At 41.3% G+C, this 15,147-nt stretch carries 15 protein-coding genes; 2 read left to right on the forward strand and 13 right to left on the reverse strand.

Annotated elements, in window-relative coordinates; genetic code table 11:
• Positions 1–90: 90 nt before the first annotated feature.
• From BN1609_RS01230 to yneA, 5 genes are all read right to left on the reverse strand, one after another.
• On the reverse strand, positions 91–522 hold the full coding sequence (locus BN1609_RS01230) for a hypothetical protein (RefSeq protein ID WP_088808806.1): 432 nt from the start codon (positions 520–522) through the stop codon (positions 91–93).
• Between the two features lie 90 nt (positions 523–612).
• Positions 613–849, reverse strand: a complete 237-nt coding sequence (locus tag BN1609_RS01235) for a YneF family protein (RefSeq protein ID WP_088808805.1) — start codon at positions 847–849, stop codon at positions 613–615.
• Between the two features lie 123 nt (positions 850–972).
• Positions 973–2,970: a transketolase gene (gene tkt / locus BN1609_RS01240; RefSeq protein WP_088840476.1), complete on the reverse strand. Its 1,998-nt coding sequence runs from the start codon at positions 2,968–2,970 to the stop codon at positions 973–975.
• Positions 2,971–3,101: 131 nt separating this feature from the next.
• Positions 3,102–3,329: a DUF896 domain-containing protein gene (locus tag BN1609_RS01245; RefSeq protein ID WP_088808804.1), complete on the reverse strand. Its 228-nt coding sequence runs from the start codon at positions 3,327–3,329 to the stop codon at positions 3,102–3,104.
• A gap of 131 nt (positions 3,330–3,460) precedes the next feature.
• Complete coding sequence (gene yneA, locus BN1609_RS01250) at positions 3,461–3,790, reverse strand: cell division suppressor protein YneA (RefSeq protein ID WP_088840425.1); 330 nt, start codon at positions 3,788–3,790, stop codon at positions 3,461–3,463.
• Between the two features lie 155 nt (positions 3,791–3,945).
• On the opposite strand from yneA, the gene lexA reads away from it, so the two are divergent.
• Entirely contained in the window at positions 3,946–4,560 is a 615-nt protein-coding gene (lexA, locus tag BN1609_RS01255) for a transcriptional repressor LexA (RefSeq protein ID WP_088808802.1), read from the forward strand.
• Positions 4,561–4,684: 124 nt separating this feature from the next.
• On the opposite strand, the gene BN1609_RS01260 is transcribed toward lexA, so the two are convergent.
• The 7 genes from BN1609_RS01260 to zapA all read right to left on the reverse strand — a co-directional run bounded on the left by BN1609_RS01260 (position 4,685) and on the right by zapA (position 13,353).
• Entirely contained in the window at positions 4,685–5,899 is a 1,215-nt protein-coding gene (locus tag BN1609_RS01260; protein WP_088840426.1) for an aspartate kinase, read from the reverse strand.
• Positions 5,900–5,910: 11 nt separating this feature from the next.
• Complete coding sequence (gene uvrC, locus BN1609_RS01265; RefSeq protein ID WP_088808800.1) at positions 5,911–7,719, reverse strand: excinuclease ABC subunit UvrC; 1,809 nt, start codon at positions 7,717–7,719, stop codon at positions 5,911–5,913.
• A 77-nt stretch (positions 7,720–7,796) separates the two neighbouring features.
• Entirely contained in the window at positions 7,797–8,114 is a 318-nt protein-coding gene (gene trxA / locus BN1609_RS01270; RefSeq protein WP_088808799.1) for a thioredoxin, read from the reverse strand.
• 76 nt (positions 8,115–8,190) lie between these two features.
• Positions 8,191–10,545 (reverse strand): endonuclease MutS2, encoded by a 2,355-nt coding sequence (locus tag BN1609_RS01275; protein ID WP_088808798.1) that lies wholly within the window; start codon positions 10,543–10,545, stop codon positions 8,191–8,193.
• A gap of 14 nt (positions 10,546–10,559) precedes the next feature.
• Positions 10,560–12,272 carry a DNA polymerase/3'-5' exonuclease PolX gene (gene polX, locus BN1609_RS01280; protein ID WP_179946592.1) on the reverse strand — a complete coding sequence of 571 codons (1,713 nt, stop codon included), beginning with the start codon at positions 12,270–12,272 and terminating at the stop codon, positions 10,560–10,562.
• 248 nt (positions 12,273–12,520) lie between these two features.
• The gene (locus BN1609_RS01285) at positions 12,521–13,063 is read right to left on the reverse strand and encodes a CvpA family protein (RefSeq protein WP_088808797.1); all 543 of its coding nucleotides are present in this window, start codon (positions 13,061–13,063) and stop codon (positions 12,521–12,523) included.
• A complete protein-coding gene (gene zapA, locus BN1609_RS01290; RefSeq protein ID WP_179946365.1) occupies positions 13,060–13,353 on the reverse strand; it encodes a cell division protein ZapA in 294 nt (97 codons plus the stop codon). Before zapA ends, BN1609_RS01285 begins: the two co-directional genes overlap by 4 nt.
• A gap of 160 nt (positions 13,354–13,513) precedes the next feature.
• On the opposite strand from zapA, the gene rnhC reads away from it, so the two are divergent.
• Positions 13,514–14,431, forward strand: coding sequence for a ribonuclease HIII (gene rnhC, locus BN1609_RS01295; protein ID WP_088809068.1), 918 nt, complete (start codon positions 13,514–13,516; stop codon positions 14,429–14,431).
• A gap of 35 nt (positions 14,432–14,466) precedes the next feature.
• Here the strand turns inward: rnhC and BN1609_RS01300 are convergent, their stop codons facing one another.
• Positions 14,467–15,141 (reverse strand): uracil-DNA glycosylase, encoded by a 675-nt coding sequence (locus BN1609_RS01300; RefSeq protein WP_088838728.1) that lies wholly within the window; start codon positions 15,139–15,141, stop codon positions 14,467–14,469.
• Positions 15,142–15,147: the final 6 nt, after the last annotated feature.

Consider the following 15,147-nt stretch of genomic DNA (forward strand, 5'->3'; position numbering starts at 1 on the left):
CATATTTACGCATCTCGCATACCTCCTTTAAATTTTTTTATGCAACGCTTACATTTTACAATATCTTGAAAAAAATTACAACACCTTTTTTCAAAATTTTTCGTCATATAGCTTTTCCGCCACAACAAATAGCTGTAAATCAAGCGCAAGTCGATGCAGCTCACGAAGTGAACACCCGGATAAATCCTCTGGAATGAAAACGAGATCCATCGCTTGCTGTGCAAGCACCATTCTCCCTTCATCCGCCGCATTTTCCACCACAAACTGCCGCCCCAAAAGAGCAAGCACCTTCGCTTCCGCACCATGTTCCAGCTCCTCATCTAAAAGTAGCCGAATCACACCATTCTTCCTCGCGTCATGCTGAAACCGCGTCGAAAATAGCAACGCATAACCAATTTTCAGCCGATTCCCCGAATTATCCCCTAAAAATGGTGTCACATAGCCTGATAAAGTTTGCTCTACTTCTGATTCCAGCCGGTACAAACTGCGCTCTAAAATTAATGCTGCCTTCGCCTGTTCCATATTCTCTCCTCCTTTTCCCATATAAAAACGCCCTTTTAAACAAAAGGACGATCTTTATATTCTCAAAAAATGAAATTCGCTAACAGAAAATTATTTTTTCTTCTTCCCTGTTTCTTTTTCTGTTTGTTTATTCATCGCGCTCATCATTTGATTGATTTTCTTTTGAGACGGCTTTTGTCCCATTTGCGCCATCATCATTTGGAGCATTTGCTCATTGATAGGCGGGTTGTTTTTCAAATAGCTCATCATGTAGCGTCTTGCGATAAAGAAGCCACCAGCTAGTCCTGCAAGTAAGCATACAAGACCAACAAGAATGTAAATCCACATAGTTTCTTTCTCCTCCTTGAACGAATATACCTTCTTTATTGTACTTGATTTACGCCTCACAAACAACTCTTTTTTACAAAAGAAAAAGACGGACATTCAAATCACGAATATCCGCCTTGAAAATTATAAACTTTCGACTATTTTTACAATGTTTTCGACTGTAAAACCATAGTTTTCAATAATCGTTTCACCTGGTGCTGAAGCGCCAAATTTGTCAATACCAATGACTTTACCATCAAGCCCGGTGTATCTCTCCCAACCAAAGCTCGCGCCCATTTCAACGGCTACACGTTTACGTACAGCATTTGGTAAGACACTTTCTTTATAGTCAGCAGATTGTGTTTCAAAAAGGTCAAATGATGGCACTGAAACGACAGAAACATCAACGCCTTTTTTAGCTAGCTCTTCTTGTGCTTGAACAACTAAGTGCACCTCAGATCCGCTTGCAAGTAAAATCGCATCAGGCACATCTTTTTTCGCTTTAGACAGAACGTAAGCGCCTTTGCGTACGCCTTCTTCAGCAATTTCACTCGTATTTGGAAGTACAGGCAACCCTTGGCGTGTTAACACTAACGCATGTGGTTTGTTAGTTGATTCTACGGCTAATTTCCAAGCCACATTCACTTCGTTCCCGTCAGCTGGGCGAAGAATCGATAAACCTGGCATTGCACGTAGCGACGCTAATTGTTCAACGGGTTCATGCGTCGGTCCATCTTCCCCAACAGCAATACTATCATGAGTTAAAACGTAGGTTACTGGTAGATGTTGGATAGCTGCAAGGCGAATGGATGCGCGTAAATAATCCGAAAATACGAAGAATGTTCCGCCGTAAACCTTCAAGCCTTCATGAAGAGCCATACCATTTAAAGCAGCTCCCATCGCAAATTCACGAACACCAAACCAAATATTGCGATCTTGTGGTGTATCCTTTGTAAATTCACCATCTGTTTTAATCGTCGTATTATTTGAACCAGCTAAGTCGGCTGAGCCACCAAATAATTGCGGCAATGTTTCAGCAAGCACATTAATAGCTTCACCGCTTGTCGCCCGACTTGCAAGAGCTTTATCGCCAACTTCATATTTTGGTAATTTATCGGAAAATCCTTCTGGCAATTTGCCATCTAAGCTATACTCCAATTGTTTCGCAAGCTCTGGATATTTTTCTTTGTAAGCAACAAACATATCAGACCATGCTTTTTCAGCTTGTGCTCCGCGGCTCGCGATTGTGCTACCAAAGCGTTCATAAACTTCATTCGGCACATAAAAATCTTCTTCGTAATCCCAGCCATAAGATGCTTTTGCTGCTTTCACACCGTCAGCGCCTAGAGGAGCGCCGTGAACTTTACTAGTGCCGGCATTAGGAGCACCAAAACCGATTACAGTTTTCACTTCAATCATCGTAGGTTGCGATGTATTTTGTTTCGCTTTTTCAATGGCCGCTAAAATTTCAGCTGTATCATTGCCGTCTTTCACAAGTAAATGTTCCCATCCGTAGCTTTCAAAGCGAGCTTTCACACTTTCAGAGAACGACTTATCTAAATCGCCATCTAAGGAAATATCATTTGAATCATACAGCACAATAAGACGACCTAGTTGTTGATGACCAGCAAGACTCGCTGCTTCGGCAGAAACACCTTCCATTAAGTCACCATCGCCACATAACGCATATGTATAATGATCTACAACTTTAAACGTATCACGATTGTACATTGCTTCTAAATGACGTTCTGCCATAGCCATTCCAACAGCCATCGCAATGCCTTGGCCAAGTGGACCTGTAGTAGCATCAACACCGTCAGTATGGTGGTATTCAGGGTGTCCAGGCGTTTTGCTGTCCCATTGGCGGAAGTTTTTCAAATCATCGAGGCTTAATTTGTAACCACTTAAATGAAGCAGACTGTATAAAAGCATAGAACCATGTCCAGCAGATAATACGAAACGGTCACGGTTAAACCAGCGTGAATTTGCTGGATTAGCATTTAAAACTTTAGACCATAATGTATACGCCATAGGTGCTGCACCCATAGGTAAACCTGGATGACCTGAATTTGCTTTTTGAATGGCATCCATTGAAAGTGTGCGAATCGTGTTAATCGCTAATTGATCAGTTTTATCGAACAAATGAAACATCCTCTCTTAATTTAAAATTTTAACTACCTCCATTTTATTCCTAAAACTTAAATTACACAACCAAAAAAGCATAAATGATCAAACTTTTTGTTCGTTTGTTCATTTATGCTCATTTCAGCTATTTATTTTCTTTTTTTGCGCATTTGTTTCACCTTTGAAGGGGTGATATCCTTTCCATTCGGATCTAAGATTGTTGTATTCTCAATGGTTCCTTTCATATGTGTCCGAAATGATTTTAAATATTCTTTCCGCAATTCTTCTTGCTCTATTTTTTCATCAGCTGTTAAGCCTTCTGATTTTTTCTTACGAGAAAGTTCATTAATTCGATTAATTTTAGCTTTTTCCAACATAAATTTCATCCTATTCATCAATGTGTTTCTTTTATTATAGCATAAAATGTAAAACCAGTTCGTTGCGACCGATTGCTACTGAATATATTTTTAGTTCGTACCCTTTATTTAAAACGTATTACTGTACAAAATTACTCATTTGCTAATTGAATTGTTGAGTCGCTGTTCATCTCATTTTTCTTAATCGGAATAACAATTTCATCTCCCGCTTTTAATGTGCTGTTATTTAAATGATTTTCTTTTTCAACCCACTTAATAAAAGTCATTTTATCCATGTTCGCTTTTTCGGCATGTTCATTCGCAAGAACCCATAATGAATCTCCAGATGCTACGTCAATCGTTGAATATTTATTTTCATTTGTTGCACTCGCATAAAATAGTAATGTTAATCCCATAAGTACAGAAGCAACAACAAAGATAATCGCAATATAGTATTTATCCCAAAATAATTTCAAAGTCATCTTAATCCCCTCCAACGGAATATATGTTCGCTTTTTTATTATTATAGAACGTTCGTTCGTTTTTGTCAACAAAAAAATCGAACCTTTGTTTGCATATCCAAAAAACATTTGCTATACTATTGGTAACAACTAATTAAAATAACGGGGTGAAAACCATGAAATTATCAAAGCGACAACAAGATATATATGAATTTATAAAATCTGAAGTTAAGGACAAAGGCTATCCGCCCTCTGTTCGTGAAATTGGCGAAGCTGTAGGTTTAGCTTCAAGTTCAACTGTCCATGGCCATCTTGCTCGTTTGGAAACAAAAGGACTTATTAGACGTGACCCGACAAAACCTCGTGCCATTGAAATCTTGTCGATGGAAGATGATGTTCCTACTCCTGCTGTTGTGAATATCCCCTTAATTGGGAAAGTGACGGCTGGAATGCCCATTACTGCGATTGAAAACATTGATGAATACTTCCCGCTGCCTGAGAGCATGGCTGCCGGTGAAAAAGATATTTTTATGTTAGAAATTGATGGTGAAAGCATGATTAATGCCGGCATCTTAGACGGAGACAAAGTTATTGTTCGAAAACAAAGTAATGCAACAAACGGAGAAATTGTAGTTGCAATGACAGATGAAGACGAAGCAACTTGTAAACGTTTCTTTAAAGAAGCGAATCATTTCCGCTTACAACCCGAAAATGACACTATGGAACCCATTATTTTAAACCAAGTATCGATTTTAGGGAAAGTCATTGGTTTATTCCGTGATATTCGTTAATAGACACACCTTTTAACTCGCCTCATTCAGGCGGGTTTTTAAATTGGGAAAGTCTACCGTTTTATAGCAAAAATAAACACACCTTCAATCCATAGATTGAAGGTGTGCGACAAAAAGTCACTTTCTAGTCTTCTAATTCAAAGGTAGCATGCAAAACTTGGGCTGCTTCAATCATTTTTCGATCTGGCACGACGGTAGAAACTTTAATCTCTGACGTGCTAATCATTTTGATTGCTACGTCATTTTCAGTGAGCGCCTCAAACATCCGCGCCGCCACACCAGGGTTCGATACCATACCAGAACCAACAATGGAAACTTTGGCTAAATGTTGTTCAGATTCAAGTTTTTCATATTGGATTTCTGCTTTTTTATTTTCAAGAACAGCAAGCGTGTTTAAGAGCGCCGCCGATTTAATTGTGAAGGAAAGATTGCCATGGCCAAGTCCCGTAATGCCTTGAATAATAATGTCCACGTCAATATTATTTTTCGCAAGTTCCGAAAACACTTTTGAGACACGCATATTTTCTTTTTCGCTCCAATGAATCGTCACGCGCGTAATTTGGTCCTCAAACGCGATGCCGCGAACTACTTTTGCACTCTCCACATAAATCTCCTCCTCAATCATCGTCCCATTTTCCACCCCATGGCTTAAACGCACTTCAAGCGGGATTTTAAAATTCTTCGCATATTCCACAGAACGCGGATGTAAAACGCCGGCTCCTAAATTCGCAAGCTCCAACATTTCATCATACGTTAATTGCGCCAGTTTTTTTGCTTTTTTAATAAACCTCGGATCAGTTGTATATACGCCGTCCACATCTGTACATATCGCACATTTTTCGGCTGCAAATTCGGCTGCAAGGGCAACCGCTGTTGTATCGGAGCCGCCGCGACCAAGCGTTGTAATTTCTCCGCTTTGCGTCACGCCTTGGAAGCCCGCAACAATGACAATTTTGCCCGCCTGAAGTGCCGCTGTAATTTTTTCTCTTTCGATGTCTAAAATTCGGGCGTTACTATACACTTCTTCGGTTTCAATACCCGCTTGCCAGCCTGTAAAGGAAACAGCCTCCTGCCCCATTTCTTGAAGCGCGATGGAAAGAAGTGCAATCGTCACTTGTTCGCCTGTTGAAAGCAACATATCCATTTCGCGTTTGCTAGGCGTTTTGGAGATTTCTTCTGCCATTTGCACCAGCTTATCTGTAGATTTTCCCATAGCAGATACGACGACAATAACTTGATGCCCTTTTTCAGATTCACGGATTGCCTGTTCTGCTGTTTTTTGAATTTTAGCGACAGAACTTACCGAAGTTCCACCAAATTTTAAAACGACTAGACCCATTTCGTTCCCCTCTATTCTTCTTTTTCAGCTAATTTTGCATTCACTTCGCGGACTTTTTGATAGACGGCTTCTGCGACTTGTTTTGGAATACCACTTTCAGCAAGTTCTTCAACCGATGCCGCTTTAATTTTTTTCATGGAGCCAAAATGGCTTAAAATTTTCTTCTTACGTCCCGGTCCGACACCAGGAATGCCATCTAAAATGGACTGGAAGCCAGATTTACTGCGCAGTTGCCGATGAAAAGTGATGGCAAAGCGGTGGACTTCATCTTGAATGCGTTGCAACAAGTAAAATTCTTGGCTATTTCTTCCAAGCGGAACGATTTCAAGTGGGTCCCCGAACAGAAGCTGACTCGTGCGATGCTTATCATCTTTTGCGAGCCCTGCAACGGGAATATCAAGCCCTAACTCATTGATTAAAACATCTTTTGCGCTATCAATTTGGCCTTTTCCTCCGTCGATTAAAATTAAGTCGGGTAATGGCAAGCCTTCTTTTAATACGCGCCAGTAGCGTCTTCGTACAACTTCACGCATTGTAGCGTAATCATCTGGCCCTTCAACCGTCTTAATTTTATATTTACGATAATCATTTTTACTTGGCTTACCGTCCAAAAAGGTGACCATAGCAGAAACTGGATCAGTTCCATAAATGTTGGAATTATCGAAAGCTTCAATGCGCGAAGGTGTTGGAATGCCCATTTGTTCCCCCAGTTTTTCAACAGCACCGACTGTTCGCTCTTCATTCCGCTCAAGTAACATAAATTTCTCATTGAGCGCAATTTTGGCGTTTTTATAGGCTAGCTTCACTAGGTCTTTTTTATTCCCACGTTTCGGAACGATGATTTTTGTATCTGGTAAAAGAGCTTGCACTGCTTCATGGTCGATGTCATCTGGCAAGTAAATTTCTTTAGGCGGGATATGGTTTGCTTTTTGATAAAACTGGCCAATGAACGTCAAGAAATCTTCTTCTGCTTCTGTATAAAACGGAAATTGTGACACATCGCGTTCGATGAGCTTTCCTTGGCGAATGAAGAAAACTTGGACGCACATCCAGCCTTTATCAATGGCGTAACCAAATACGTCACGGTCAACAAAATCGTTCATCGTCATTTTTTGTTTTTCCATTGTCGTTTCAATCGCCGTAATTTGGTCGCGGAATTCGGCTGCTTTTTCGAACTGCATATCGGTTGCGGCCGCATCCATTTTGACAATCAATTCCTTTTTGACATCTTTGTACCCGCCGTTTAAGAAGCTGACGATTTCGTCCGACATTTTTTTATAGGTGGATTGGTCCACTTCAAAAACGCACGGCGCCAAACACTGGCCTAGATGGTAATATAAACAGACTTTGTTCGGCAAGGTAGTGCATTTGCGAAGTGGATACAGCCTGTCTAATATTTTTTTCACTTCATTTGCGGCGTATACATTCGGATACGGTCCGAAGTACTTCCCTTTGTCTCTTTTGACTTGTCTTGTGATAATCAGACGCGGGTGCCTTTCATTCGTAATTTTAATAAAAGGATAGGTTTTATCATCTTTTAAACGAATATTAAAGCGCGGATCATGCTTTTTAATCAAGTTAATCTCGAGGAGGAGCGCCTCCACGTCCGAGCTCGTTACAATATATTCAAAATCCTCTATTTCTTGGACTAAACGCTGCGTTTTAATGTCGTGGGCGCCAGTAAAGTAAGAACGCACACGATTTTTAAGTATCTTGGCTTTCCCCACATAAATGATGGTGCCTTGCTTATCTTTCATTAAGTAACAACCTGGCTGATCAGGTAGAAGTGCTAATTTATTTTGCAAGTGTGCGGATACCATTTGATCAACTCCTTATCATCATACAAAAGACATCGCAAAAATTTGCGATGTCTTTATTTTACCATAATTTGGTAGCATTATACATATTTATTAATGACTTCGTCGAGCTCTTCTTTTGGACGATAGCCAATGATTGTATCCACTACTTCGCCATCTTTTTTAATAAGCAGAGTTGGGATACTCATAACGCCAAATTTGCTTGGTGTTTCTTGATTTTCATCTACGTCCATTTTGACGATTTTTAAGCTTTCGCCACGTTCATTCGCAATTTCTTCTAAAACTGGCGCAACCATGCGGCAAGGACCACACCACGTTGCCCAGAAATCTGTAAGCACTAAACCTTCTTTTGTTTCTTGTTCAAAATTTGCATCGGTAATTTCAAGTATATTAGCCATGCTTGTTTCAACTCCTAACACAATTTGTATACTTAGTATAGCACCAGCTAGACGCATAGAGCCATCTTTTTGCTCACTACTTCAATTCAGCAATTGTGATGCCATTTCCGCCTTCAGCTGCATCGCCAAAACGAATACTTTTTACCATGCGGTGGTTTTTCAAAAACTCCGTGACGCCCGTTCTAAGCGCGCCAGTTCCTTTTCCGTGAATAATCGCCACACGCGGATAGCCGGCAAGTAGCGCTTCATCAATATATTTATCGACTTCAAAAAGTGCGTCTTCGTAACGCATGCCGCGGAGATCAAGTTCTGCGCGCACTGGTTCCGTATTTCGAACATTTGTAATTACGCGTTGTTTTTTCGGCTTTTCAGGCTGAATGTATTCCAAATCAGTTTCTTTTATTTTCATTTTAATAATCCCAATTTGGACGTTCCATTCTTTTTCGCTCACTTTGTCTAAAAGCACGCCTTTTTGACCTAAAGAGAGCACCCGAACGGCGTCACCTTCCTGATATTTATGTGCCACTTTTTTGACAGGATGAACAACATTTTTTTGAATGGTTTTCGGTTTTGCGCCCGCTAGACGCGATTTTGCATCAATCAACTCATGTTCCTTGACGCCTGATGCCCCGCGAAGTTGCAGTTCGCGCAACTCCCGAATGATTGACTCCGCCTCCACTTCCGCCGCTTCCACAACTTCACTTGCCTTTTCATTCGCGCGTTCGAGTAACTTCTCTTTTTGCGCATAATACGTTTGAATTTCCTTTTGTAAATCCTTCAAAAGTTTTTCGGCATCCCCTGCAAGTTCCGCCGCTTCCTCGTATTCTTTTTCGGCCAAATTGCGTTTTTCTTCCAAGCTCGAAATCATCTCGTTTAAATCGGCACTTTCCGTATCAACAAGCGCCCTAGCTCCTTCAATAACAGCATTGTTAAGCCCTAAACGGCGCGAAATTTCAAACGCATTGCTTCGCCCCGGAATACCAATTAGCAATTTATATGTCGGACTTAGCGTTTCCACATTAAATTCAACCGATGCATTTGTCGCAAAAGCACGATTGTACCCGTAGGCTTTTAATTCTGGATAATGCGTTGTCGCCACGACACTCGCCCCGCGTTTCGCGACCTCATCTAAAATAGCAATTGCAAGCGCCGCCCCTTCTTGCGGGTCCGTTCCCGCGCCAAGCTCATCAAAAAGGACGAGCGAACGATGATTCATTTTCTGCAAAATCGAAACAATGTTTGTCATATGCGAAGAAAATGTACTCAAACTTTGCTCTATCGACTGTTCATCACCAATATCTGCAAAAACATCATCATAAATCGCAACAACTGATTCTTCTTGTGCCGGAATTTGCAGCCCCGCTTGCGTCATAATCGTCAAAAGTCCAAGCGTTTTCAGCGTAATCGTCTTCCCACCTGTGTTCGGCCCTGTAATCACAATCGCAGAATACCCATCACCTAGCAGAATATCATTTGAAACCACATGCTCTTGGTCTAAAAGGGGGTGTCTAGCCGCAAACAATTTGGTAATGCCTTCTTCATTCAAGTGTGGCGTAACCGCTTTTAGTGACTTCCCAAACCTTGCTTTAGCCAAAATAAAGTCAAAACGTCCTAAAATGTACGAATTATGATGGATTTCTTGAATGAATTCCGCCAATTTCGCGGACATTTCAGCGAGAATGCGCTCCATTTCTTGATTTTCCTTCGCTTGAAGAGCGCGGCGTTCGTTATTTAAATCAACAACGCTTTGCGGCTCAACGAAGAGCGTTTGGCCAGAAGCCGACTGATCGTGAATGACGCCGCCGTAATGACTGCGATATTCCTGCTTCACGGGAATAACATAACGATCATTTCGAATCGTAATAATCGCGTCGCTTAACATCGTAGCCGCATTTCGATCGCGCAGTAAGCTTTCCAATTTTTCGCGCACACGACCTTCCGTGCGAGTTAGCGAGGAGCGCACAGAACGGAGCGTTTCGCTCGCCGTGTCCAAAATATATCCGGCCTCATCAACCGTTAAATTAATTTCTTCTTCTACATCACGGAGGACTAAAATCTCTCTAGCCAGCTCAAATAACAGCGGCAGTTCAACGCCAATTTCTTCTAAATCGTCCATGAAGTTTTTCATCAGCCGACTGACACGCAAGTTACTTCCCACTTGGTAGACTTCGAGGCCGTTTAAATCCCCACCAATTTCTAAACGCTTCAGGTGCTGAGCTACATCGCTCAAGCCAGTAATCGGCGCACTTCCCTTCAAACGAATGATTTTGGCGCCTTCCTCTGTTTCGCTTTGCATTTTTTGAACCGTAGCAAGCGAGGTTTCGGGCTCTAAGCTGCGAATGGCCTCCACACCAAGCGTAGAAACGGCGAAGGGTTCCAGTAATTTTTTTATTTTATCAAACTCTAAAACATGCTCGACTTTTTTCTCCATATTTTTTCATTCCTTTATTTCTTCTGCAAAAACTGCTTGAAAGCCTCTTTCGACATCGTGTTGATGATATCCTCTTTTGAAAGCCAGCCTTTTGTAGCCGCACGCACGCCAAGTTCCATAAAATCCAAATGACGCGTATCATGTGCATCTGTATTAATTGCAATTTTTACATGATTTTCTTTCGCAAGCTGTAAATGCTCTGCGTTTAAATCAAGGCGCTCCGGATTCGCATTAAGTTCAAGTGCCGTTTTAGTTCCTTGCGCCATTTTAACCAATTCTTCCATATTGACTAAATACGGATTTCGCCTGCCAATCACACGTCCAGTCGGGTGCGCAATCAAACGAACATACGGGTTTTCTACAGCTACCGAAAGCCGCTGCATGATTTCTTTTTCCGACCCTGAAAATCCCGAATGAATCGATGCAATGACAAAATCGAGCTCGCTCAAAATCTCGTCAGAAAAATCAAGCGTTGCATCCGTTAAAATATCCATTTCTACGCCGTGATAAATGTCAATTTCCGGATATTGCGATGCCGCCTTTTGGATTTCCTCCATCTGCTTTTTGAGCCGCTCTTCGTTTAAGCCATTTGCAACCCGCAAAAATTTACCATGGTCGGTAATCACCATGTATTCATAACCTTTTTGAATACATGCCTGAACCATTTCCGCAATCGAGTATGCCCCGTCTGACCAAGTCGTATGCATATGCAAATCACCACGAATATCCGCTAGCTGGACAAATGAATTTTCCTTTGCAATTCGACTCACTTCCGTGCCATCACGTCTTACTTCTGGTGGAATAAATGGCAAATCAAAATGCTTGAAAAATGCCGTTTCCGATTCAAATACGAGGTTTTCGCCTGAATTATCCTCAACGCCGTATTCACTAATTTTTTCCGAACGCGCCTTCGCAATTTGGCGCATTTTAATATTATGTTCTTTTGAGCCCGTGAAATGGTGCAGTGTCGTTGCGAAAAATTTTGGTTCCACCAAGCGAAAATCAATCGAGATTTTAATTCCCGCATCAAGCTCTGCCGAAACCTTCGTATCCCCCGCGCCAATCACTTCATCAATCAGCTCGAAGGAAAGCAATTTCTCGCGGACTTTTTCGATTTCTGTTGTGGCAATGACAAAATCCAAATCCTTAATGGTTTCCCGTAACCGCCGCAAACTTCCGGCTTCCTGGTACGTTTCAATTTCAGCGATGCCATTTAAAAATTGCGCCACTTGTTTCGCAACAGGCAGCACTTCTTTAATTGGATAACGCTCGGGGCGGTCGCCTAACGCCTTTACACCTTCCACCATTTTATCGACCGATTTTTGCCCAAAACCAGCTAGCGCCGTAATCTTCCCTTCCTCGGCCGCTACTAAAAGCGATTCTTTATCCGTAATGCCCAGTTCTTGATATAAACGTGCAATCTTTTTACCACCGAGTCCTTGCACATCAAGAAGCGGCACAAGACCAGCTGGCACCTCTTTTTTCAGTGTATCAAGTTCAGGCGATTCCCCGGTCGCTAAAAAATGCGTAATAATACTTCCTGTTGTTTTCCCAATACCAGAAAGCTTCGTAATATCGTCCATTTCGCTTAAACTTCGGTCATCTAATTCAATACTTTGCGCTGCTTTTCGAAACGCTGAAATTTTAAAGGCATTTTCCCCTTTTAACTCCATATATAATGCAATTTCTTCAAGTAAGCGAATAATATCTTTCTTACTTTTCACCATCACCTTCACCTCTTTGTAACTACCTTTTCCTTAAATAAGACCAGCTTTTTAAGCTGGTCTTATTTTACAAACTTTAAACTTAAGTCAAACAAAACGTACCACGCACAATCATACTGATGCTAAATCATGCATTGCCGAGTACCGTACTGGAGCGTATTTGTATACGTGAAGACCGGGACGGAGGCAAGAACTCCGAAGATTGCCATTTATCATCAGTCTGAAACCAGCTTAAAAAGCTGGTATTGAGGTTATTCAGGTAAAACGCCAGTCATCCAGTCGTAAAAGCGTTCGGAAAGAATAGGTGTGTTTTCGAGTATCCATTCCGAAATACTTGAGCCTTGAATCAGATTCTCTGCCCATTCAGCTGGGAAAATCGCTGTTAAGTATAGGACTACAAAGATAAATAAATAAATCGCAATGACGCCTAAAATACCACCAATCAAGCCATTGACTTGGCTAATAACAGGAATTTTTGTACGATTTCCAATTAGTGAGCTTATCATATGAACGATGATAATTGCTGCTAAAAAGATAAGAATAAATGCAATGGCATTATAGTAAGCTTCCTCTGTATGCAACACTTCAAGCAGTTTGTAGACTGAATCTGTTGCATCAGCACCCGGATACGGGATAAAGCTTAAGTGCGGTGCTAAATCTGAAAAATAATGATAAGCCACGAAGAAAGATAAAAAATAACCTAATGTCACGACAAGCTGTCTAATAAAGCCATTTCGGTAGCCGGTAAAAAAACCGCCTATAAGTAAAATAATAATGATAATATCTACAATCATACGTCTCTTCCTTTATATCTCGCTAATTCATTTTTTAGCGCATTATATTTTTCTTCTAACAACACATAATCGTGTGTTGCATTAACTGCTGTCAAGACAGCAAGACGTCCACTGTCTAATGCACGATTTTGAGCACTAATTTCATGCATTTTAGTGTCTACTAAATGCGCAACATGCTGTAAATGCTCGGTCGGTTCAGAGCCTACAATCGTATAATCACGCCCATAAATGGATGTTGTAATTCTATTTCTTTCATTTTCTGCCACTCTGTTCCCCTCCTTACCTCGCATTTTTGAATCGCTCTCGTAAATTCATATTATCACGAAAAGCTTTTTATGAAAAGATATAGCATTTAATTTCTAAATAATCAGCCTCTGGACTTAAAACTGTTTTGGCGTCCTTAAAATTGTGATACAATACGATTGACCAATCGTGAGAGGAAGAGGACTTATCGCAAATACCGTAATACAAGTAGCAACCAATCAATTGGGGGAGATGAAGCAGGCATATGCGAATTTTCTGAACCCGAAGCTCCCACCAGGCGCTATTTTTTCTGCCAAAAAAGGTAGTGTTTCGATAACGGCCTATAAATCTGGGAAAGTGATGTTTCAAGGGAACGGCGGTGAAGTCGAAGCAGCCAAATGGGGGCAAATGCTTCCGAAGCAAGCGCCTAAAGTAGCAACAAATAGCTTGCCAGAAGGCTTTGCCAGAAAAGATGTTTTAGGTTCTGATGAAGTTGGCACGGGTGACTTTTTCGGTCCGATTACCGTTTGTGCCGCTTATGTCGCGAAAGAACAAATGCCGCTACTCACTTCGCTTGGCGTCAAAGATTCCAAAGCGATGAAAGATCCTGAAATTTGCCGCATTGCTGAAAAAATTATGCCGATTATTCCGCACAGCGTTTTGCTTTGTCCAAATCCCAAATACAATGAACTTGTCGATGAGGGAATGAATCAAGGACAAATGAAAGCAATGCTCCATAACCGCGCACTCGGCAATGTTTTACGACGTATGTGGCCTGCCCAACCAGAAGCGATTTTAATCGATCAATTCGCGGAAAAGAACACCTATTATCGCTATTTAGCTAAAGAAAGTGATGTTGTTCGCGAACATGTTTATTTTGCCACCAAGGCAGAAGGACTTCATTTATCGGTTGCGGCCGCTTCCATCATTGCGCGCTATAAGTTTGTTGAAGCCTTTTCAGAAATGGAGCAAGAACTTCACATGCCGCTCACAAAAGGCGCTGGCGCAAAAGTCGACCAAGTTGCCGCTCAAATTATCAAAACCTACGGAGAAGCTACTTTGGAAAAATATACGAAAAAACATTTTGCCAACACGGAAAAAGCAAAGCGTTTGGCACGATTATAAGCGAATCCCCGAACAGTTTTTTGTTCGGGGATTTTTTATAAGTTCGGAATTTGCCAGTTTATTGGCGTTACACCATTTTGGGTGAGGTACATGTTCGTCTTGGAAAACGGTTTAGACCCAAAGAATCCGTAGTTTGCGGAATACGGGCTTGGGTGGGAACTGGTTAACGTGAGGTGATTGGGATTCGTGAGCACGGCTTGTTTTTGTTTGGCATTTTTGCCCCACAACATAAACACGACGGGCTCTTCTTTTTCGTTTAAAAGCGCAATGATTTTATCCGTCAGCCCTTCCCAACCACGATTATGATGCGAATTCGCGCGCCCTGCCTGAACAGTTAACACGGTATTTAGTAGTAATACGCCTTGGTCTGTCCACGGTTTTAAATAGCCATTATTCGGAAGCGCACAACCTAAATCCTGTTGCAACTCTAAATAAATATTTTGCAAAGACGGCGGAGCCGGAATTCCTTTTTGCACGGAAAACGAAAGTCCATGCGCTTGATTTGCTCCGTGATACGGGTCTTGTCCTAAAATAACGACTTTGGTATCAGCATACGATGTATATTTCAGCGCATTAAAAATCGAATACATATCCGGATAGATTTGCCGCGAACCATACTCATATTTTAAAAATTCACGAAGTTTCAAGTAATAGTCTTTTTCAAATTCTGCTGCTAAAAGTTCGTCCCAATCATTTCCAAGTTGAATCATGTTTTG

The organism is Listeria sp. ILCC797 (genome assembly GCF_900186185.1).
GTDB lineage: Bacteria > Bacillota > Bacilli > Lactobacillales > Listeriaceae > Listeria > Listeria goaensis.

What these genes read in the sequence shown, in the direction of transcription:
- BN1609_RS01235 (WP_088808805.1), bottom strand. Translation starts at nt 849, where the DNA reads ATGTGGATTTACATTCTTGTTGGTCTTGTATGCTTACTTGCAGGACTA.
- polX (WP_179946592.1), bottom strand. Translation starts at nt 12,272, where the DNA reads ATGGTGAAAAGTAAGAAAGATATTATTCGCTTACTTGAAGAAATTGCA.
- yneA (WP_088840425.1), bottom strand. Translation starts at nt 3,790, where the DNA reads ATGACTTTGAAATTATTTTGGGATAAATACTATATTGCGATTATCTTT.
- zapA (WP_179946365.1), bottom strand. Translation starts at nt 13,353, where the DNA reads ATGCGAGGTAAGGAGGGGAACAGAGTGGCAGAAAATGAAAGAAATAGA.
- BN1609_RS01245 (WP_088808804.1), bottom strand. Translation starts at nt 3,329, where the DNA reads ATGTTGGAAAAAGCTAAAATTAATCGAATTAATGAACTTTCTCGTAAG.
- uvrC (WP_088808800.1), bottom strand. Translation starts at nt 7,719, where the DNA reads ATGGTATCCGCACACTTGCAAAATAAATTAGCACTTCTACCTGATCAG.
- BN1609_RS01300 (WP_088838728.1), bottom strand. Translation starts at nt 15,141, where the DNA reads ATGATTCAACTTGGAAATGATTGGGACGAACTTTTAGCAGCAGAATTT.
- BN1609_RS01285 (WP_088808797.1), bottom strand. Translation starts at nt 13,063, where the DNA reads ATGATTGTAGATATTATCATTATTATTTTACTTATAGGCGGTTTTTTT.
- lexA (WP_088808802.1), top strand. Translation starts at nt 3,946, where the DNA reads ATGAAATTATCAAAGCGACAACAAGATATATATGAATTTATAAAATCT.
- trxA (WP_088808799.1), bottom strand. Translation starts at nt 8,114, where the DNA reads ATGGCTAATATACTTGAAATTACCGATGCAAATTTTGAACAAGAAACA.
- BN1609_RS01275 (WP_088808798.1), bottom strand. Translation starts at nt 10,545, where the DNA reads ATGGAGAAAAAAGTCGAGCATGTTTTAGAGTTTGATAAAATAAAAAAA.
- BN1609_RS01260 (WP_088840426.1), bottom strand. Translation starts at nt 5,899, where the DNA reads ATGGGTCTAGTCGTTTTAAAATTTGGTGGAACTTCGGTAAGTTCTGTC.
- BN1609_RS01230 (WP_088808806.1), bottom strand. Translation starts at nt 522, where the DNA reads ATGGAACAGGCGAAGGCAGCATTAATTTTAGAGCGCAGTTTGTACCGG.